This is a genomic window from Mesomycoplasma ovipneumoniae, from assembly GCF_038095975.1.
Taxonomy (GTDB): Bacteria; Bacillota_I; Bacilli_A; order Mycoplasmatales; family Metamycoplasmataceae; genus Mesomycoplasma; species Mesomycoplasma ovipneumoniae_C.
The window spans coordinates 426,979-447,246 of sequence record NZ_CP146003.1 but is presented as its reverse complement, the minus strand read 5'-3'; the positions used below and the strand labels follow the sequence as shown (position 1 = coordinate 447,246).

Below are 20,268 nucleotides of genomic sequence, written 5' to 3'. Positions count from 1 at the left end.
TTTAAATTAATTAAATAACGGATATTTAGCCTTTTTTCAATATACGCTTATGAATATTAATTAAATAACCCTACCCACAGTTATAGAAAATTGTATAATTTATTATACCATAAAAATATAAGAATTATACAAACATCAAATGCTTAAAAAATCCAAAAGTTACCAAGAAAAGTATAATAAAATAGTACAAAAAATCGGAAACTTAATACTTCTTCATAAAGATACTAATTCAAGAAAGCAAAATAAAAATTCTGAACCAATCTGCCAAAATATACAGGATGTTTTGATTCAAGGAGCAGTTGATAAAAACGGAAATTCTAAATTAGAAAGGATTTGTCCAAAAGATAGGTCTAAAGGTCTTTATTATGAAATCAGCCCCACTGATAGAGATCCTAAAAATCTTGAAAAATATAAAAAGGATTTTAAAAAAATTGAACAACTAATTAATAATAGAACTAACCAAATATTTGCGATTTATTTTGAAATTTTCTTTGGCAAAAAGAAAAAAACTAAATAAATTAAGACATTTTTTAGAGTCTTGAATTATATTTTTTTTGCCTAGGGCACGCTATTTTATTAGCAAGAATAATTTAAATCAAAACTGTTTTTAACAGCTAAAACTAACTAAAAACAGTCAAAAAATTATAAAAAAATAGCTAGTGCTATCTTTTTTAATGAGATTAATTTAGAATTTTTACTTTGTTAAAATGTATTCAACAAGTGTCTTAACCATTACACCAGTTGGAAGATTGCGAACAAAAGCAGTCGCGGCAATATCTAAATGAAGAAATGGTTTGTCTTCGACAAATTCAGCAATAAACATTGCAGCTGATGATGAGCCAGCCTTACCGGAAAAATCGGTGTTTTTTAGATCTGCTACTTTCGAATCACGAATATTTTGGGCAAAATCGAGATGTAGTGGCATTCTTCAAATTAATTCACCAGCTTCTTTTGATGCTTCATTGAAACTTTTTCAAATTTTATCATCATTAGCAAATGCGCCAGTAAAAGTTTCACCAAGAGCAACGCGAATTGCACCTGTTAGAGTTGCCACTGAAATAATTTCGGTTGCATTTTCTTCACGAATTGCATATGTTATTGCATCTGCTAAAATCAGTCGACCTTCGGCATCAGTGTTGTTAATTTCAACAGTTTTACCATTTTTTGATTTTCAAACAGAATCAGGTGTATTTGCATCACCATTTAGGCGGTTGTCTGTTAGTGGTAAGACGGCAACCACATTAGCGAGTGGATTAAATTGTGAAAGGGCATCAATAGCAGCAGCACAAATTATTGCCCCAGACATGTCGTATTTCATGTCATTCATATATGTACCAGTTTTTATATTATATCCACCAGAGTCAAAAGTTATTCCTTTTCCAACAAAAGCAGTTTTATATTGACTTCCTGGTAGTCCATCATAAGAAATAACAACAAGTTTGGCATCATAAGTTGAGCCACGATTTACAGCTAAAAGTAAATTCATCCCTAATTTACGGATTTCTGACTCGCCAAGAACTTTTACAGTTAATTTAGGGTTTTGGGAAATTTTTTTCTGTATTTCAGCTGCTAAAAACTCTGAAGAGGCAATGTTTGGCGGGATATTTTGATAATAGCGAGCATAATTTACAGCATTATTGATTATTTGGTATTTATTAATTATCGGTTTTAATTCATCTAAATAACTCGAGACAACTAAAATATCACGGTATTTTGTTCGCTGTTTATCATATTCTGCTCTTAGGGAAAAAATATCAGAACGAACAAAGGCAACAACTTCAATTAAATAACGAAGGAAGCTATTTGGAAATTTATCAAAATCAATTTGGATATCTCGTGGGTAATTAGCTAGTTTTTGTGCAATTTTGCGAAATCTTGAAGGTGTAAATTCTTTTGTGCGCGAACCTAAATTAATATATGCTTTATTTTGGCCAAGATATTCAGTGATTGCAAGGTCTTCTTTTAATAGCATTGGGATTTGCGAGTCAAAATAGACAGGTTCGATTGTTATCCTATTTGATTCAAATTTATTGGAGTATTTGACAAAAATTTCTGAGAATTTTTTCATTTTAAATATGTGAGCCTTACTAATTTAATTATATATAGCTTAAAAGTTTTGTTATAGAAATTATAGCCTAAAAACTATATTTTTTTGAAAAATAAATATAAAAAAAAGTTATCTTCAATTAATGCACTAATTTGATAAAAAAGTAATCTAAAAAATATTAGAAAAATACTGTTCTAATTAAAAGTGGCTTCTAAATACTGGATTTTATAACCAAGTCCAACTCATTTTTCTTCATAGGAAGTCATAACATTTTCGCTAACGCGGGAAGAATTTAATAAATCATTAGTCTGGTAGATTATTTTTCAACCATTTTGTTCTAAGGATTCTAAAGAGTATTGGAAAAATTTTTGGTTATCTGTTTTTAATTTTAGAATACCGTTTTTTGTTAGTATTTCTTTATAAATATCAAGAAAAAGTTTGTAAGTAAGTCTACGCTTATAGTGTTTTTTCTTTGGCCAAGGATCAGGAAAAGTAAGCCATAGCTGACTTACTTTTCCGTTCAACATTGACAATAAATTTTTTGCATCACAAATAATGATGGAAAAATTTTTTAAATTATAAGTATCAACATATTTTAACGATTTAACAGCAGCAGAGGGAAATTTTTCAACACCTAAAAACTTTTTAGAAGGATTTTCAAAAGCAAGTTTTGTAATCATTTGCCCTTTACCCATTCCTACTTCTATTATTCAAGAATCATCAACAAATATTGGATTTTCGACTAGTAAATTATGTTTTTGAATTCTTTCAAGTGCATCGGGAATATTTCTTAATCGCATATTAAAATAGATAACTATTTTTAATTATTTTTTTTATGAATGGCAATTGATATCATGTTGTCCACGAATTTCAAAGTGCTCATCAACAATTCCACTCTCAATTTCTTCAATGGTAAATGTAGTGTGATGAATGTGTTTTAAATTGTGTAAGTCAACAGGAATTTCCATTTCGTGAACAATGTTTAATTGGCTTGCTTGAACTTGTTCAGCATTAATAATTTCAATTTGTCTTGCAATATCAAGATTTTCTTCTAAATTAACAACAGGTTCTGGTTCTATTTCTACTTGTGGTTCAACATAAACTGGTTCAGCTGGTGCTTCGTAGTAAGTTGGCTCAAAAACAGGTTCTTCATAAACTGGCTCTGGCTCAACATAAATTTCAGGTTCAGGCTGTACAAAAACAGGTTCTTCTGGTTCTACATATTCTTCTTCAGTTGTTTGAACTTGTAGATCTAATGGTTCATCAAAAGCAGGTTCTGCCTCCATTGGTGCAACACTTACAGGTTCAGGTTGTTCAACAGGAGGATTGTCAAATTCGTTTTCTAATTCAGGGTTATCTTCAACTTCTGTTCCTCAGTGAACAATTTTAACACTTTTTCCATCTCGAAGATCAGCGGTGAAAATCATAATTAAGGTGATTATGTTTCAAATTACAGAAAGACCAAGAATTACACCACCTGTGATTGTCAAAATTTGGACATCTCTTGCAATTTCGTCTTGGGCAGTTGATCCTAAATACATCATTTGCGAAATGAAAATCATTAAAAGACCAACGAGAGTAAAGGTAAATCTAATAATTGCTAGACTTATTCTACCCAAATACCAAAAACCAAATCCAAACAAACCAAGAAAAAGCTCATTGTAAAATGCGTCGCTTTGCAATAAGCCATCTTTCCTTTTTTTGTCTAAATATGCCATTTTTACTCCTTTTTTTAAAAAATTAGGTATTTTTATATTTCTTGAAAGAATCTAAAAATTAATTTTATCTATCGATTTAAAATTATACATGAAAATAAAAAAAACCAATAAAAAAATAAAATTTTTTTAATAAACTAACTTACTTTTTTTTGGGAATCGACCAGAGTATAATATAAAACATTTCCGCCAAGATTTTCTTCAAAAATTAGCTTTTCAACAAGAGGAACGCTAACTCCTGCAACGCCGCTTCGATAGTTTGTAGTAATTCTTGCATATTCTTGTAGTGGGAATTTTTCAGTTTTTTGGCCGATAAATTTAGGGTAAATTTGAAGTCAAGGACTTAAAGTTGCTTCTAAATTAAGCATTTTTTGGTTTTTAAGTTCTTTTTTAATAGTTATATTAAAAATAAAATTATCTTGATTTAAAAGAAAAACTTGATAATTTTTAGTTTCAATATTTGTCTTTGGATCAATTTCGCCCGGCGATTTTACAATTGCAATGTCAATAAATTTATTTGAAGTAGGTTGATAAAAACTGTTTTTTAAAGCTTCATTTCTAAGACCGATATTTAGTTCATCATTTTGTTGCTGAAATTGGTCAATTTTTGCCAGGCCACGAACAAAAACAGCAGAATTCAAATTTTTTAAAAGCCAAAGTCAATTGTTTTCAAACAATTCATTAACACTAAATTTCGCTTTTTCAAACAAAACAGGGTTAGAATTTCGACTTCCAAAACCACCGATTATTGAATCACTTGGTGAGTTGTTTATTGTGTTATAAAAACTTAAATTAAAGGCTAAATCGTTCAAATAGTTGTCTGAATCTATTGTTGAAATTCGGTTTATTAATTGCTCTTTTGAGTCAGCGTTTTCATAAATTTTATCTAAAAGCTGATTGATGATAGTGTTTTCTAAAAAAGGCTCAGCTTTTTCTGCCTGGACTGTATCATTTTTTGCAAATTTTTCGTATTTAGCTTGATAATTAGTTGGCTGATTAGTTGGCTGGGCACAACTAGCTAAAAAACCAGCTGATAAAAATGTTAATAAGTTAACAGAAAATAGTAATTTTTTATTTTTTTTCATCTTTTTCCTTAAAAAACATTTGCGCAGGCAAATTATAACGGAATTTTTTTACAAAGTCATTTTCAAAATCATGATAAGCTTCTTGAGAGGCATGATAAAGTGCTTGGTGGAAAATTTCGGTAAGAACTTTGGCCGAAATTTTATTTTTTGTTTTAGGAAAATGATATACAAAAGGATTTAGACTTACTTTTGGCTCAGAGCCTGAATTATCAACTCTTAAATTTATTAGTGTGTTTTGCTTTAATATATAAAGATCTTTATAATTACTTACAAATCTTGATGTGTCACCTTCAGAAATTGACTCAAGATATTTATTTGCATAATAAAAAGGCTCGGTAAGATCTTCTTGGTCTTTAACAAGTTTTTTAAATTCATCGCTATGAGCAACTTTTATACTACCATCTTCGTTAAATTGGTCAGGAAATGAGTATCATTTATAAAAATCAAGTCTAAGTTTGTCAAGTCTTTCAAGAATAAAAAGTCAATTTGTATCAACGAAGTTTTTATATTCTTCAATTGCGGATTCAAATTCTGAGCCATCAGTATTATTTAATTTTTCTTGAATTTTTTTTCATTGAGCCTCTAATTTTTCAATGTTTTCTTTTGCATAATAAGTATTAAAAAATTGGACTTTTTTGTTTTCATTATTTGGTCAAATAGTTTGAAAAATAAACTCAAAAACACGGCGATTATTGAATTCTTCAGCTGTTTCATTTTTTATTTTAATGTCCAATTTTTCATCAATAAATTTAGAATAATTGTCCATAAAAGTTGAATTTTTCTTTGACGGTTCTTCAGGTTTGGTGCTAATATCGCTACCTTTTTCCAAATCTATTGAATATAAACTATATTTGTGAAATTTATAAGGGGAATTAAATGTAGAAATATCAGTAGTAATATTTGAGAAAAAATTAGAGCTAGTTAGATCATTTTTTTCATTAAATAGTTGATTTTTTACAGTGTTGTCAAGATTTGCAAGATCATTTTTATACTTTTCTTCAAGTTCAGCAAGTTCTAAATTAGGATCTTGATTTTGATCCCCAGGTTCGTCTTGAAAATTTGTGACACGAACGTTTCGGGTAAATCCTCTACCACGATTTGTTTTTTCTAGGAAAGCTTTTTGCTCAGGTGTACAAAATTGTAAATTATCAGGGCTACAAAAATTCTCTCCATCTTCGTCCTCTTCATCTTCAGAATCAAAACTTGATTGTCCGCTTGAGCTTTTAAATCTGGCGATTTTGTCTTCTAATTCGGACTTTTTTTCTTTAAAATCATCGGTTAGATTTTCTCGTGCGGTTTCGAGCTTATCCTTAAAATACTTTTGTTCTTCAGATTTTACTCAATTTTCAATTGCATTTGCAAAAGAAAAATTATCGGCAATTTGATCTTCAAGCACAAACATATTATAGTCAAGTTTTGTTTTTAATTCATTATTAGTTTCAAAAACAGTAAATCTAATAAATTTATTTTTGTCAAAAATCAAATAATAAACGCTATTTTTATCAAATTGATCAGCTTCTCTATCAATTTTAATAAAATCGAAATTCTTATTTGAAATTTTGATTTTGGTATCTTTTAGTAAATTTATTTTTTCTTCATTAGCATTTTTTACAAATCTTCCGGTATAAGGGTTGAAAATAAAAGATAATTTGTCAATATTTTCAAGTAAAAATAGTCAATTTTTTGATAAATATGAATGAATTGTAAATTGCGAATTTTGGCGTGTTTCGGTGTATTGATCTTTGAAAAATCTAAAATATGGTCTTGAAAAAATAAGAGAATATTTTAATTCGCTAGTTAATTTTGGCAAATTTAGATTAATTTGATTGGAAATATAGTCATCTTTTTGAAGTTCGTTATTAGAAAAAACTGAATTAACAAATTCTTGGAATTTAAGATTTGTAAGCAATGATTTATTCTCGGGTTTTGGTTGAGATTCATAAAAATTATAAATTCCGCTGCAAGAAATAAACAAAAAAGAGGTTGGCAATGTAGCTAAAAATAGTAATTTTTTCTTCAACATTATTTAGTAGCCCCCGTGTTTAGTATATATTTTTGGTACATTTTTTGTAAATTTTCTGTTTTTTGACCACAGTAGTAAATTTGTCCCTTATTTATTAGTGTTAAACTATCAATTAAAGAATCAATTTCTTGCAAATTATGACTTGAAAGGAAAATTGTTTTTCCTTGTTTGTGCAAAATTCTAATAATTGCTAAAAATTCACTTCGCGCTGAAGGGTCTAAGTTTGAAAAAGGCTCGTCAAATATTATTAGTTCTGGATCATGAATTAAAGACTGAACAAGCATAATTTTTCTTTTTTGACCAGAAGAAAAGTTAAATGGTTTTAATTTTGCTAAATCTTCAATTTTTAAGAGTTTTAAATAATAATCAATTTTTTGCTTTACTAACTTAGAGTTCATTTTCGACATTAGTCCAAATTCATACAAAAATTCGTATGAATTTAGTTCCGGCGGAAAAATTGAATTTTCGGGAACATAACCAATAAATTTTTTTGCTTCTGGCAGTTTATTTGAAAAATTATTAATAAGAATTGTTCCTGTAAAATTTTGGTATGCATCGACAATACACTTAATAACAGTTGTTTTTCCCGCTCCGTTTTCGCCAATAAAGGCATGAATTGTGTTTTTTTTAACCTTAAAAGTGACATTTTTTGCACCTTTTTCGGATTTAGGGTAGATTTTTGTTAAATTTTTAACATCCAAAACTCAATTTGACATTATTTATAATCCTTTCTAGTATAAATTCGAAAGATAAAATAAACTAAAACTATTGAAATAAATGCTCAAATCAACGGGTAAAAATTTTTAATTACAACGTGATGATTAGATTTTATTTCCATAATTTGTAAAACTGGTTGGAATAAATAATTGTTGCTTTTTGCTAAATTAAATCTTTTGATCACTTTGTTGTCAACTAGTCTTTGTTCGGCACTAAATGATGAAAATCCGCCGATTTGATAATTTTGTTGGTCAATTTTGACAAAAAATGGCGCTGGATCAAAAGTATTTTTGTCATTTTTTAATAAACTATTAAGAACAAAGCTATTTTGTTTATTAAAATAAAGTCAATAAATCAATGAGGTAGCCAAATATATTTTTTTCTGAACTTGGTTTTCAATTTGTGTTATGTCAGGATTTTTTGCAAGAACAACACTTTGTTCGTCAACTAAATCTAAAAGTTCTTTATCAGTTGAAATTGCCGCTGAAATTTTTTCAAGAATATCTTTTTGGGTATTTTCTTCTGTAAAGCCTTCAAAAAAGGTGCGTGCGTATTTGCTAAAAACTTCAGATGAAACAACTTGTTTTATTAAATTTCACTTTAATTTACCAACAAGATCAGATGTAAGTCCAAAAGTTTGGGCGTCCTGAGGAAGCATTTTATCAAAATTAGAAGCATCTTCATTAGCATAAATTATTTCTCGATTTTCAAGATCTTCAAAATGCGAATCATTTTTAAGAGCCCCGGGAACTAAAATTACTTCTTGGTTATTTGAAAGTTTATATCTTTGAAGACTAGGGACTGTTGAGAGAAGGTAATTTTTTTCTTTTGATTCTAAATTGTTTGCATAAATGTAATTTTTAAGAAAACTATCCTGATTTCCGGCAGCATTTTCGATTGCATCACGGTCTTTTGGTTCAAAAATATTAATTAATTGATAAGGAATTAATAAATAAGAAGCTACTTGCCAGATTTGGGCTGCAGCTGAAGAATCATTTCATGCTTGTTGAATGTAATTTATTTGTCGATCGGTAAAATTAGGGTTGTCAACTTGTTTTGGAATTATAAAAAAGCGATCTTGCTTGTCATTTAAGTAAAATTTTTCGACATCAGCAATTGTTTTTGAATCATAACCATTGTGTTCTAAATTAAGAATTTCGGCAAATCTATTAATACTTGAGGTTGAGTTAAAAGCTGTTGTTGAGCCAATTAAAATAAAAGGCGCAAATGAAAAAATAGCGATAGCAAGCGATGATTTTGAACTAAATTTGTGACTAACAATTACTGTAATTCCGCCAAAAATAGTAAATGAAAAAAATGGCGATAAAAAACCAAATAATAAAGGTGTATTAACTTGGTCAAAAAATGAATAATTAATTAAATAAAATCCTATTAGTAAAAAATCAATAAAAACTGACCAAATAAGTCCAAAAAATGTTAAAAACAAGATTTTTGTCGCAATAAAATAGTGACGAGAATATGGTTTTGTGAAAGTAATTATATCAAGACTTTGAGTTGCTAAATCTTTAAAAATAGATAAAAACATATAGGATGATATAATTATTGTTAATGAAAGATTTATAAAAAGGGTAATAAATGAAAAAAGACTAAAATTTGTTTCAGTTGCGTAAAATTTTGTAATTAAGGACAACATTACTGTCGTTAAAAAAGAAAGAATAATAAAAACATATACTGCTTTCTTTTTAAAACTTAATTTAAATAAAAATTTAAAATATTGATTTGATCTAAAAATGTTTGTTCTGACTTGTAGCAAAACGAACCTCTTCTACTTTTCTACTAATTTATAGTATAATAAAATAGTGAAAATTTAAAATTAGAGTCTAAGCTCGACTGTGTTAAATACTAAGTAATTATACCACAAACTGTTAAAAAATATTTTTTACAAAAGGATAAAAAATGATTATAGGACTTATCGGAGTAACAAACACTAGCATAAATTTAATTTATAACTTGATTTTGGCAAAAACAGATGTTGATTTTTTACTAATTGACGAAAATTTTATAAAAACAAATCAAATTATTAAGGAATTAAATCTAATAATAAAACAGGGCGGATACAAAAATAAAGTATTTATGGAAAATTATGACTCTTTAGAAAAAGCAAATATTTTGATAATTGATCCAGCCCAAAATTTAGTTCCTGGAATGAGTCTAGTTGATCTTGCGCTTGAAAATTCAGAAAAAATTTATAAAATTGGTTATTTAGTTCGACACTCTAATTTTAACGGAATTGCTTTTGTTTTAGGTTATAACAATTCAATTTTATGTAAAATTTTTAGTTTTGCTAGCGGACTTATTGGCAAAAAAGTATTTGGAATTGGACCTAATTTAGAAAACATGCATGCAAATTTATTTGTTAATGATTTAAATTTAAACATTGCAAAAGATAATGAATTTTTAGTATTAGGTGACCATGGTCATTCATTTTTGCTTGACTCAAATATTGAAAAAAATGATACTACCATCGATAAAATCAGCAAAATTGATGATTATGTGGTCCAAACAAACAATGAAACACTCGAAAATTTAATTAGAAAGACGCCACACAGTCGAGTTTTAGGACTAATTTTGTCCAAAATCTTGCTTGATATTTTAAATCGAAGACAAAATTTTCACCTTTTAAATTGCTGAGTTGAGTCTTTTTATAATATTAGGGATGATTTTTTTTCTCTGCCTGTAAAAATTGATATTTTTGGACAAGTTAAAACAAAAGATATCAAATTAACTCAAGCAGATCGCGAAAAATTAGTTAAATTTATTTGGGAAAAAAATAAACTTTTAGACTTAACTAATAAATTCTTGAGTCAATAAGATTTATTTATTTGTATTTTAGGCAAAATATTTTATAATTTAATTAATTTTTTTAAAATCGGAGGTCTATAATGTCAAAATTTCGCTCATATAAATTTAAAGGAATTGGTGCTTCTAGCGGAATATCGATAGCAAAAGTTTTTAAACTTACTGAACAAAAAATTGAAATTAGTGATGCAAAAATAACTGATATTGATGCTGAAATCAAAATTTTTCAAGACGGAGTGCGAAAATCTGTCGAACAAATTGAAAAAATTAAAAAATTAGCAACTAAACTTAATCAAGATGAACTTGAAATTCTTGATGCTCATATTTTAATTGCAACTGATCCGGTTTTGGAAGATGATACAATAAATCTGATAAAAAGTGGATATTCAGCCGCATATTCCTTAAAAGAAACAGCCAAAAATCATACTAATTTTTTACTTGAAACTGGTGATGAATATTTAATGGGTAGAGCGGTTGATATTAAAGATGCTTCACAAAGAATAATAAAAAACATCCTAAATTTGGAAATAATTGATCTTAGCGCGATTGATGAAGATGTAATTATTGTTGCTGATGATTTAAAGCCTTCTGATACTGCTCAATTAAATGAATATGTTAAAGGTTTTGCCACAAATATTGGTTCAAAAACATCTCACTCTGCAATAATGGCTAGAAGTCTGGAAATTCCGGCAATTTTAGGTATTGGCGATATCCTTGAAAAGGCTGAAGCTGGTGATATTTTAGCAATTAACGGTGATCTTGGGCAAGGAATTCTTAACCCAAGTGAAAGTGAAATTAAAGAATTTGAAATTTTAAAACAAGAATACGAAAATGAAAAAGCAAAACTTCAAGACTATTTAAATAAAGAATCAAAAAGTGCTGACGGAAAAAAAGTTGTAATTGCTGCAAATATTGGTTCAGTTGATGATTCATATGCTGCCAAAAAAGTAAATGCTGATGAAATTGGTCTTTTCCGTTCTGAATTTTTATATATGGATAACCAAAATTGGCCAACTGAAGATGAGCAGTTTTTTAGCTATAAAGCCGTACTTGAAAGTCAAAATCCTAAAAAAGTTGTTGTCAGAACGCTTGATATTGGTGGTGATAAAACCTTAAAATACTTTGATTTTGCAAAAGAAATGAATCCTTTTTTAGGATATCGTGCAATTCGATTGTCACTTGACAAAACCGATATTTTTAAAACTCAACTTCGGGCATTAGTTCGGGCATCTGAATTTGGAAATTTAGCAATTATGTTTCCAATGGTTGCAACTCTTGATGAATTTTTTGCCGCAAAAGCAATTTTTGAGCAAGTTTATCAAGAAGTTAGTCAAGAAAATCCAAAAGTTGCAAAACGTGAAGACATTAAAATTGGAATTATGATTGAAATTCCAATTTCAGCAATTCATGCTGATCAATTTGCAAAATATGTTGACTTTTTCTCAATTGGAACTAACGATTTAATCCAATATTCCTTTGCCGCTGATAGAATGAATGAAAAAGTTGCCTATTTATACCAAACTTTAAACCCTGGACTTTTAAAATTAATCAAAATGGCAATTGATGCTGCTCATAAACACGGAAAATGAATTGGAATGTGCGGTGAAATGGCCGGTGATATCAATGCTGTTCCACTTTTATTAGGTCTTGGTCTTGATGAATTTTCAGTTTCAACAAGTAGTGTTTTAAAAGTAAAGAAACTAATTTCTGACCTAAATTACGAACAAATGGTAAAAATTGCAAATGAAGCCTTGCAATTTGATACCGAAGGTGAAGTAGTAAAATATCTTGAATCTTTAAATTTAATAAGACATAAATAATTTCCAATATTATTCAATTAAAATAAAAAGGTGAAATTTCACCTTTTTATTTTAATTTTAAAAAAATTTTTTGTCTTATGTACTACAAAAAATTAATCAAGAGAATCTTCAATAATTTCTTTTTCTGAGTTTGAAATAAATGATCTAAGCATAATAAGATAAATTATATTAATGAAAGGAATAAAAATTGCAACAATAGAAAGTACGAAAATTCGCTTAAACTTTGAAATAAAGTGAGCGTTTTTTAGGTTCATTCGTGCTGGTAGATCTTTTAATTTAAAAGTGGAAATAATTAATAAAATTCAGAAAGCAAATGATAATATAACCCAAAAAATAAGCATTACAACTGTAGCCGAGGCTGATCCTAAAAGTGTTGAAACTGCTTTTTCAATATTTTTTGGGTCGGTGCTGGCCTGACCTACAGCACCAAAAAATCCAGCAATAAATACAATAAGTGTTATAAGACCTAAAGCAAATTTAACTATACGAATAATTAATAATATTTTTGCTCATGATTTAGTTGATCCTAATAATTGGGCGGCATCATTTTGATAAGCCATCTATATCCTCCTGGAAAAATTGTATATTTTATATGAAATTTTATACTAAAAATTTATTTTGCACTATAATCATACAAGAAATTATTCTAATTATGAAAAATAATGTACAAATAAATAATTATATAAATTATATTATAAAATGAATTCGGCAAGAAGTAAAAAAGCAAATAAAAAAGGTGTGATTTTTGGCATTTCTGGCGGGATTGACTCTGTACTTGTTTCATTTTTATGAAAAAAAGCTTTCCCTAATTCGCATTTAGGTCTTATTATGCCTATTCGTGATATGAGCGGCGAAAAACTAATATTGACCAATTAGTCAAAAAATTTGAAATTTACACTAAGGAAATTAACTTAAGTTCAACTTTCCAAAACTTAGAAGATTTGTTTAGTCTTAAAAACCGACTGGCAAAATCATAAAAAAATACAACTACTATTTAAACTCAATGCAAATAGAAAACTCGTTTTTATTTGCATTGAGCCTAAAAAAATATATGAAGTTTTGAAAGAACAACAACCAAAAGCCCTAAATTTATAGATTTCTAAACGGTTAAATTTATGGCATTCCATTATATTTAAAAATATAATGGATAATTCGCATTTTCTGATTTTTTAGACAAAAAACATAACTAATCCCCCTTAATTCAATATCAAAATTTATTAATTCATTCTTAGTGACTCTATTATAACTTATTTTTATTTTTAACCAAGCATTTTTTTTATTTTTTTTGCAAAAGCTTATTTTAAAATAATAAAAATTAAGATTTTAGCTAAAAAATCACGGATTTACGTGTATTTTTGAATATTTTTATTCACTAAAATGTGAATTTTTACCATCAAACTGCCAAACCAAGGAGACATTTTTGTGCCTATAGTTTCAATTTATAACCTAATAAAATATAGACAAAAGAAGACTATTTCAGTTGAAATTTTATTATTTTTTTGTTTTAATTAGTCATAATAAAATTCAGACAGGCTAACTAATGCCTGTCTGAATTTCTAATATTAATTTAGCTTTTGAGTTTTATGAAACAAATTTTTTTAAGTTTATTTTAAATTTATTTATTTTCTAAAAATTTTAAAACTTTTTCAAATAAATAATCAACATTAAAACCTTTTAATTCATAAACAATGTCTCCTGGGGCTGACTCACCAAAGCCACTGGCAAAATGTCCAGAAAATTTTTGGACAGTAGCTAATTTAAATCAGAAAGGATCATTTGAAGCCTCAAGGGCAAAAATAGGTAGCTTTTCTAATTCTAATTTTTTAATCAGTAGTGGATTTTCAACTAAATTTTGTAAAATTGGAACTGAAATCAAATTAGCAAAAATTTGACTTTGTCCTAATTTATCAATTAGTTTTTTGGCTAGCTGGACTTCTGAGCCTGAAGCGAGTATATTTATTTTAGCCGATTCAGTTTTGTAAATATAGTAAGCTGAGTCAATTTTTTCAAGATTTTTGTTGACTGACTCCAAAGGCTGTCTTGTTGAGATAATTGCAGTTGGCTTTGTTTTGGAATTTAGGCTGTAATTAAAGGCAAAAATTGTTTCAAATTCATCACACGGCCGAATTACTAAAAAATTTGGAATTGATCTTAGCATTGCCAGTTGCTCAACAGGTTGATGGGTCGGTCCATCGCCGCCGACTTGATATGAATCATGCGAAAAAATGTAAATTGGGCACAGATTCATTAAGCCAGCAAGCCGCAGTGCCGCTTTTGCATAGTCACTAAAAACTAAAAAAGTCGAGCAAATTGTATAAAAATTAGCATAAAGTGAAATTCCGTTGTTAATTGTAGCCATTGCAAACTCACGAATTCCGTAGTCAATTAGTTTTTGACCGCTAAATTTAGTTTTAGTTGCAACCCCTAGGTCAGCAGATCCACCTAAAATAAGTAAGTCAGTATTGTCAATTTTTTGGATAATTTGCTCAACATAATCGCGAATTGCTAGGTTATTTTTAGCAAAAGTCAGCCCTTCTAAATCAAAAAGTTCTTTGTTTTTAAGGAAGTTTTCAAATCTTTGTCCAAGAAGGGGATATTTTTGTTTGTAAAGTGTAAAATTTTTTTCTCACTCTAAATATTTTTGATTTTTTGGCACTAATAAATTAGCACCTATTTCATAGACTTTTTGGTCGTAGTCAAAAGGCTCTAAATTTTGTAGTCCCAAATTAGCTTTGAATTCATAGGTTTTTTTAGCACTGAGTGATCCATGATGCCCTTTGCTTGAATTAGCAAATTCTGTTCCAAAGGCAATAATAGTTGGAACTTGAATATAAACAGGTCTGTCAGATTTTCTTGCTTTTTCAAGGGCAAAATTGATATTTTCAAGCTTATTATCTTTTAAAATAATTGCATCAAAGCCGATTGATTTAAAAAAACTAGCAAAATCAAGATTATTAACTTGAACAGAGCTTGTATCAATTTGAATGTTGTTAAAATCGTGGATAAGTATTAATTTTGACAGTTTATTTGTGCCAGCAAAAGCTAGGGCTTCTAAGGCAACACCTTCTTGAAAATCGCCATCGCCACATAAGACATAAGTAAAATGGTCAATAATTTTTAAGTCAGGTTGATTAAATTTTTGGGCTAGTCTTGTTTCGGCTAGTGCCATTCCAACAGCCATTGCTACTCCTTGGCCAAGTGGGCCAGTTGAGGCATCGATATATTCTAATTTGTCAACCTCGGGATGAGACGGTGTTTTTGAATGTAGTTGTTTATGATTTTTAATATCTTCAAGCGAAATTAAGCCCATTAAATGATAAAGTGAGTAAAGCCCCATTGAACCATGCCCAGCTGATAAAACAAAGCGATCGCGATTAATTCACTTTGGATTTAGCGGGCTAAAATTTAAATTTTGACCAACTAGGCTATAAAAAATTTCGCTTGCTCCAAGGGCCATTCCAATGTGACCACCGCCAGCATTATTAATTGAATCAAGGGCGACTGCCCGCATTGTTGCTAAAAAAAGCTTTAAATTAGGCAGTTTTTGCTCGTTTTCCATGGTATTTTTTGATAACTCCGTCGATAATAAAAATCAAATAAACTAAAATGCTAAAGCCTAAAATTACATATTTTCCAACTTTAGGAATTAGTCCAAGAATTCCGGGAATATAGCCAATAAAATAGTCTGTATCGCCTCAGTTTAGACTAATTAGCGATTGTTTTGTGGCTCCACCGGCGGTAATTAAATCACCAAGTGAGTTAGACTCAAGCGGTGTTCAATTTCCAAGGGCAAAAAATACCGGAATAAATGTAATAATTAGTCCGCCAACAAAAGGTCCGATAATAGCGCCCCAAATTCCACCTTTTACGTTGCCAAAAACTCCAGAAGTTGCCCCTAAAAAGAAATGTGGAACTAGTCCTGGAAGAATTACTGCCGGAATAAGTGCTGCATAACCAAGTCCTAGGGTAATAAAAAGTCCCATTATTCCTGCTAAAAAAGAGGAAATAAAGCCAATAATAATTGCATTTGGTGCATAGGGAAAAACTACCGGACAGTCAACAGCGACTTTGGCATTTTTAATCAATTTATCCGAAAAACCTTTAAACATCGGCACTAATTCGCCAACAAATAATCTAACTCCGGCAAGAATAATTTCAACTCCGGCAGTAAAAGTAAAAGCCGAAATTATCATTGTTACAACTCAGTTTTTTGAAGATAAAATTTCAATTACATTAGCATCGGCAACCTTGTCAAAGTGCCCTAATTCATAAAGAATTCCTGCTGGTAAAAAGGCAAAAATGTAAAAAAGAAAAACAGTTAGCGATATTGAAACTAAGGTGTTTCGAAAAAAATAAAGTGACTGGGGAAATTTAATTTCTTCTGTTGAAAGCAGAGTTTTTTTGGAAATTTTAGCAATTGACTCGCCAATTAGACCTGAAAGGGCATAGCCAAATCCGCCGGTGTGGCCGAGGGCAATTTCGTTTGTGCCGGTAATTTGGCGCATATATCTTTGTTGAGCTGCAGGTGAGATTACCATATAAAGGGCTAAAATACTTGCTCCGGCAATTAGTGCCATTGCAAAATCTGCTGAACTATTTTGAAAATCAAAGCCAGAAGTGTACATAACAGCCGCTAGCATTAAAGAAGAATAATAAAGAACATGACCGGAAAGATAGACATATTTTAGTCTTGAAAAAGTTGCAAGAATAATGTTTAGGATCATGGCAATTACCATAATTAGCGATCCTAAAGTTGCAATACTTGGCAAACTCTGGGCTAGGGCGCCTGCAAAAGCGTCATTATTTGGAATAACACCGCTTAGATTATAAACTCGTTGAAAAAGTGGTTGGAATGAATTTAGCGAGCTAACTAAAACACCAGCGCCTCCACCTAAAATAATAAAGCCAACACTAACTTTAAAAGAACTAACAATAATTTGTGAGACTTTTTTGCGCATTGCAACAGCACCAATTAGTGTAAAAAGTCCAACTAGCAGTGCTGGTGTGCCGACAAAGTCTTTTAGAAAACCTAAAAGTCAAAGACCGAAATTCATCAGTTATCCTTTCATATTAGTTTAGTTTTAAGGCTATTTTTAGTTTGGACTCAAGTTCTTCTTTTGATAAAATGTTAGTTAAAATTACCATTTTTTCTTTGTCAAAATCAAGACTTGGGGCAACATCAGCGCCAATAACTACTAAATCAACCCCGCGGGAATTAAAACTGGAAATATTAGTGTGTTCAACTGAATCATAATTGACATTTAATTTATCAAGGACAAATTTTACATTCATCTCTAATAACAAAGATGAACCTAGTCCTGAACCACAAACGCATTTAATGTTCATTTTTTATACCTCGGTATTTATTTATAATTTGATAAAATTCTTTAATTGTTCTAGAAGCATAAATTTCTTTTTTGAAATCGGAATTACCAAAAAAGAGGCCAAATTCTTGAATTAAGCCAATATGATCATCAGAATTTGGCGCAGACAAAGTAATGATAATTTTTGCTTTTTTATCTTTTTGGTCATTAAAAGTGATCATTTGATCTAAGACTAAAATTGAAGTTCCAACTTCTAGACAATAATCGCCAACTGGCGCATGCAAAAGTGCGACACCTTCTTCAAGTACATAATAGGCACCGTATTTTGCGGTTTGTTCCATGATTGCTTTTTCAAGATCGTAAGTTGCTTTTTTATTTTCAACTAAGATCCTTACGCCCTCATGAACTGCTTGTCTTCAGTTTGTAATTTTGCAAAATTTAGTCATTTTTTCATTAAAAAGTTCCATTTTTTCCTCCTGTATTAATAAAAGCGAGCGTCATAAACAAAATAAATGCAAGTAAAAGAACGGCAATAAAGGCAAAAAAGACGATTCACCCTGCTTTTGTTGATGTTTTTGTTTGAATTTCTTTTGGTTTTGGCATTGATTTGATGTAAAAAAATTTATTTGGATTGTTCTTTAAAATAATTGCTTCATTTTTGGACTTTTGCAGTAATTTTTCCAGTTCAATTTCACTTTTGTTTTCAAGCTCCTTCATTTCAAAGTCATATAGTTCAACAAGTTGTTTTTTTAGTTCTTTTTTTCTCATTTATTTCCCCAATGCATTAAATTTGTTAATAAAATTCTGTAATAAAAACGGATAAAACAAAAAATACTTCTTCAAAAATGCCAGTTTTTTATATTTAAAATATGAATTGGCCACTTTAAATTCGTCCTTTTCTAATTTTGTCAGTAAAATTTGCTTTGATTCTTTATATGATTGTGAATAAATTTTTCGGTTTAGAAAAAAATCCAAAAATATCACAAAAACAGTCAAAATCAAAAAACACAAACTGACTATTAAATAGCTTAAAAATGCAAATAAAAAAGTCAAATGAAAAGTCATAAGAAAACTGGAAAAAAGCAAAATATCAATTTGCAGTGATTTTTTGCTCTTTAGGAGATAAAAATTATAGAAATAAAGCAAATTAACTGTGCCATAAATGTTATTTTCTAAGTAAAAATTAGGAATTTTGATTATTTTTTGAGTAATTCAAATAGGCTTTAAGAAAAAATCTTTAATTAGTAAAATTATGAATTTTTGCTGATATTTATTGATAAAGTCTTGTTTTATGGTTTCAAGATCAAGTTTAATTGGAATTTTTAGCTTAGAATATTTGATTTTTAAATTAACCCTGTAGATAAAAAAGATAAAAAGTTGAACAAGGAAAAAAATAATTCAGGCAGCTAAAATGTACCAAGACAGATTTTTAAGCATTTTTCTCCTTGTTAAACTTGTTAATTGAGCTAAAATATTCAATTATTTTTTTGGGAACATAAATTTTTTGACTATTTTGTCTTAGTTTTTTTATAATTTCGCCTTGGCTTCAAATTTCAAATCTAGTTTTGTTGTCAATTTGATTAAAATCAATCCGATCATCAACTAAAATGACAATTTTTGACTTAGAAAATTTCTTATCGAGAAATTTAAAAAGTGACTCAAATTGGCTTTTGGAAAAGTAATTTTGCTTTAAAATCTTACCTTTTTTCAAAAAACTAATGTTTTCATCAATTATTATTTTATCAATACCCACTTGATAATTAATAATATTAGAAACGAAAAAAAGGTTTGATTCATTAACAATAAGTCCAGGTAAAACTGAATAATTTAGTTTTGAAAAACGATTTTTTAAGAGCAAATTTGTCATAACTTTTACATCTGCGGAGGCATTTATAATTTCAAGAGCATCAATTGTGAATTTTTCTACCGAAATTAGTTTTTGTTGAGATATTTTTTCAGGTGTTTTTTCAAATAATCTTTTGAAAATGAAAAAAATCAAAATAAGAAACAATAACCCGACCGTTGAATACAAAACAATATTAATTAAGGGCATTTTTTTTATTTCCTCAAAGTCTAGAGAATTCAGAAAAATTTGCATATGAAAAAATTATGCTACCGCCAATTGCGACATCAATTTTTCATTTTTCAAGCTCAGCTCAATTTTCCTTACGCAATCCACCGTCAGTGTAAATTTTAATTTTTTTATTTATTGAGCGAATTTGCCCTATTTTTGAAAGAAGTTGCTGATTTAAGGGTTCACCAACTCCGCCAATTTTATCTATAGTCATTAATAAAATAACCTTTGAACAAGAAATTATTTCACTAAAGTCTTCAATTTTTTGACTGGCTTGAATCATTAAGCCAAAATTTATATTAGAATAAGTCTTATTTAATCTTTCAAAATCAGTTTTTGAAACTTGTTCAGCAGGTAAAAAAATTGTTTTAAAACCTATTTGAATTAATTTTTCAACTTTTTCAAGTGAATTTTTGCACATTAAATGTGCATCAAATTCAATATTAGGGAATAACTTTATTAAGTAATCTGCAATTTGGTAGTTTAGTCCAAAATTTGGGGCATAAATTTGATCGACAAAATCAATATGGGCGTATTTTAGGCCGTTATTTTGCAATTTTGTTAAAATTTTAATTACTTTAAAAATGTTAAGTGCGCTAATGCTTTGTGAGTATTCCACATTAAACCCCATTCACGATTTTTG

The 20,268-nt window shown here is 29.0% G+C and carries 20 protein-coding genes; 4 read left to right on the top strand and 16 right to left on the bottom strand.

The window, feature by feature from the left end:
- Positions 1 to 139 precede the first annotated feature (139 nt).
- Positions 140 to 517, top strand: a complete 378-nt coding sequence (locus V3255_RS01615) for a hypothetical protein (protein ID WP_333503894.1) — start codon at positions 140 to 142, stop codon at positions 515 to 517.
- A 177-nt stretch (positions 518 to 694) separates the two neighbouring features.
- Here the strand turns inward: V3255_RS01615 and V3255_RS01610 are convergent, their stop codons facing one another.
- The 7 genes from V3255_RS01610 to V3255_RS01580 form a co-directional block, all read right to left on the bottom strand.
- Positions 695 to 2,068, bottom strand: a complete 1,374-nt coding sequence (locus tag V3255_RS01610) for a M17 family metallopeptidase (RefSeq protein WP_044285942.1) — start codon at positions 2,066 to 2,068, stop codon at positions 695 to 697.
- Between the two features lie 173 nt (positions 2,069 to 2,241).
- The gene (gene trmB / locus V3255_RS01605) at positions 2,242 to 2,847 is read right to left on the bottom strand and encodes a tRNA (guanosine(46)-N7)-methyltransferase TrmB (RefSeq protein WP_258825060.1); all 606 of its coding nucleotides are present in this window, start codon (positions 2,845 to 2,847) and stop codon (positions 2,242 to 2,244) included.
- 33 nt (positions 2,848 to 2,880) lie between these two features.
- A complete protein-coding gene (locus tag V3255_RS01600; RefSeq protein WP_303536086.1) occupies positions 2,881 to 3,765 on the bottom strand; it encodes a hypothetical protein in 885 nt (294 codons plus the stop codon).
- Between the two features lie 134 nt (positions 3,766 to 3,899).
- Positions 3,900 to 4,847, bottom strand: coding sequence for an aromatic motif membrane protein (locus tag V3255_RS01595; RefSeq protein ID WP_333503895.1), 948 nt, complete (start codon positions 4,845 to 4,847; stop codon positions 3,900 to 3,902).
- Complete coding sequence (locus V3255_RS01590; RefSeq protein WP_333503896.1) at positions 4,834 to 6,870, bottom strand: aromatic motif membrane protein; 2,037 nt, start codon at positions 6,868 to 6,870, stop codon at positions 4,834 to 4,836. Before V3255_RS01590 ends, V3255_RS01595 begins: the two co-directional genes overlap by 14 nt.
- Entirely contained in the window at positions 6,870 to 7,586 is a 717-nt protein-coding gene (locus tag V3255_RS01585) for an ABC transporter ATP-binding protein (protein ID WP_337902937.1), read from the bottom strand. The genes V3255_RS01590 and V3255_RS01585 overlap by 1 nt, the downstream gene beginning before the upstream one ends.
- Positions 7,586 to 9,241, bottom strand: coding sequence for an ABC transporter permease (locus tag V3255_RS01580; RefSeq protein ID WP_333503897.1), 1,656 nt, complete (start codon positions 9,239 to 9,241; stop codon positions 7,586 to 7,588). Before V3255_RS01580 ends, V3255_RS01585 begins: the two co-directional genes overlap by 1 nt.
- Positions 9,242 to 9,504: 263 nt before the next feature.
- Between V3255_RS01580 and V3255_RS01575 the strand changes: the two genes are divergently transcribed.
- Positions 9,505 to 10,419, top strand: a complete 915-nt coding sequence (locus V3255_RS01575; RefSeq protein ID WP_333503898.1) for a lactate dehydrogenase — start codon at positions 9,505 to 9,507, stop codon at positions 10,417 to 10,419.
- A gap of 71 nt (positions 10,420 to 10,490) precedes the next feature.
- The gene (gene ptsP / locus V3255_RS01570) at positions 10,491 to 12,227 is read left to right on the top strand and encodes a phosphoenolpyruvate--protein phosphotransferase (RefSeq protein WP_333503899.1); all 1,737 of its coding nucleotides are present in this window, start codon (positions 10,491 to 10,493) and stop codon (positions 12,225 to 12,227) included.
- A gap of 92 nt (positions 12,228 to 12,319) precedes the next feature.
- Here ptsP and V3255_RS01565 read toward each other — a convergent pair whose 3' ends face one another.
- Positions 12,320 to 12,787, bottom strand: coding sequence for a hypothetical protein (locus tag V3255_RS01565; protein WP_333503900.1), 468 nt, complete (start codon positions 12,785 to 12,787; stop codon positions 12,320 to 12,322).
- Between the two features lie 139 nt (positions 12,788 to 12,926).
- Here V3255_RS01565 and V3255_RS01560 point away from each other — a divergent pair, with 139 nt between their 5' ends.
- Positions 12,927 to 13,103 carry a hypothetical protein gene (locus V3255_RS01560; protein ID WP_333503901.1) on the top strand — a complete coding sequence of 59 codons (177 nt, stop codon included), beginning with the start codon at positions 12,927 to 12,929 and terminating at the stop codon, positions 13,101 to 13,103.
- Between the two features lie 739 nt (positions 13,104 to 13,842).
- Here the strand turns inward: V3255_RS01560 and V3255_RS01555 are convergent.
- Genes V3255_RS01555 through V3255_RS01520 form a run of 8 tightly spaced genes read right to left on the bottom strand, consistent with a single transcriptional unit; the run spans position 13,843 to position 20,256 of the window.
- On the bottom strand, positions 13,843 to 15,786 hold the full coding sequence (locus tag V3255_RS01555) for a transketolase (protein WP_333503902.1): 1,944 nt from the start codon (positions 15,784 to 15,786) through the stop codon (positions 13,843 to 13,845).
- Positions 15,761 to 17,281 (bottom strand): PTS ascorbate transporter subunit IIC, encoded by a 1,521-nt coding sequence (locus V3255_RS01550; protein WP_333503903.1) that lies wholly within the window; start codon positions 17,279 to 17,281, stop codon positions 15,761 to 15,763. Before V3255_RS01550 ends, V3255_RS01555 begins: the two co-directional genes overlap by 26 nt.
- 16 nt (positions 17,282 to 17,297) lie before the next feature.
- Positions 17,298 to 17,573 (bottom strand): PTS sugar transporter subunit IIB, encoded by a 276-nt coding sequence (locus V3255_RS01545; RefSeq protein ID WP_010321201.1) that lies wholly within the window; start codon positions 17,571 to 17,573, stop codon positions 17,298 to 17,300.
- On the bottom strand, positions 17,563 to 18,018 hold the full coding sequence (locus tag V3255_RS01540; protein WP_303536107.1) for a PTS sugar transporter subunit IIA: 456 nt from the start codon (positions 18,016 to 18,018) through the stop codon (positions 17,563 to 17,565). The genes V3255_RS01545 and V3255_RS01540 overlap by 11 nt, the downstream gene beginning before the upstream one ends.
- Complete coding sequence (locus V3255_RS01535) at positions 18,005 to 18,319, bottom strand: hypothetical protein (RefSeq protein WP_333503904.1); 315 nt, start codon at positions 18,317 to 18,319, stop codon at positions 18,005 to 18,007. The genes V3255_RS01540 and V3255_RS01535 overlap by 14 nt, the downstream gene beginning before the upstream one ends.
- Entirely contained in the window at positions 18,320 to 18,988 is a 669-nt protein-coding gene (locus V3255_RS01530) for a hypothetical protein (RefSeq protein WP_333503905.1), read from the bottom strand.
- Complete coding sequence (locus V3255_RS01525) at positions 18,981 to 19,604, bottom strand: hypothetical protein (RefSeq protein WP_333503906.1); 624 nt, start codon at positions 19,602 to 19,604, stop codon at positions 18,981 to 18,983. The genes V3255_RS01530 and V3255_RS01525 overlap by 8 nt, the downstream gene beginning before the upstream one ends.
- Positions 19,591 to 20,256, bottom strand: a complete 666-nt coding sequence (locus V3255_RS01520) for a ribulose phosphate epimerase (protein ID WP_333503907.1) — start codon at positions 20,254 to 20,256, stop codon at positions 19,591 to 19,593. The genes V3255_RS01525 and V3255_RS01520 overlap by 14 nt, the downstream gene beginning before the upstream one ends.
- Positions 20,257 to 20,268: the final 12 nt, after the last annotated feature.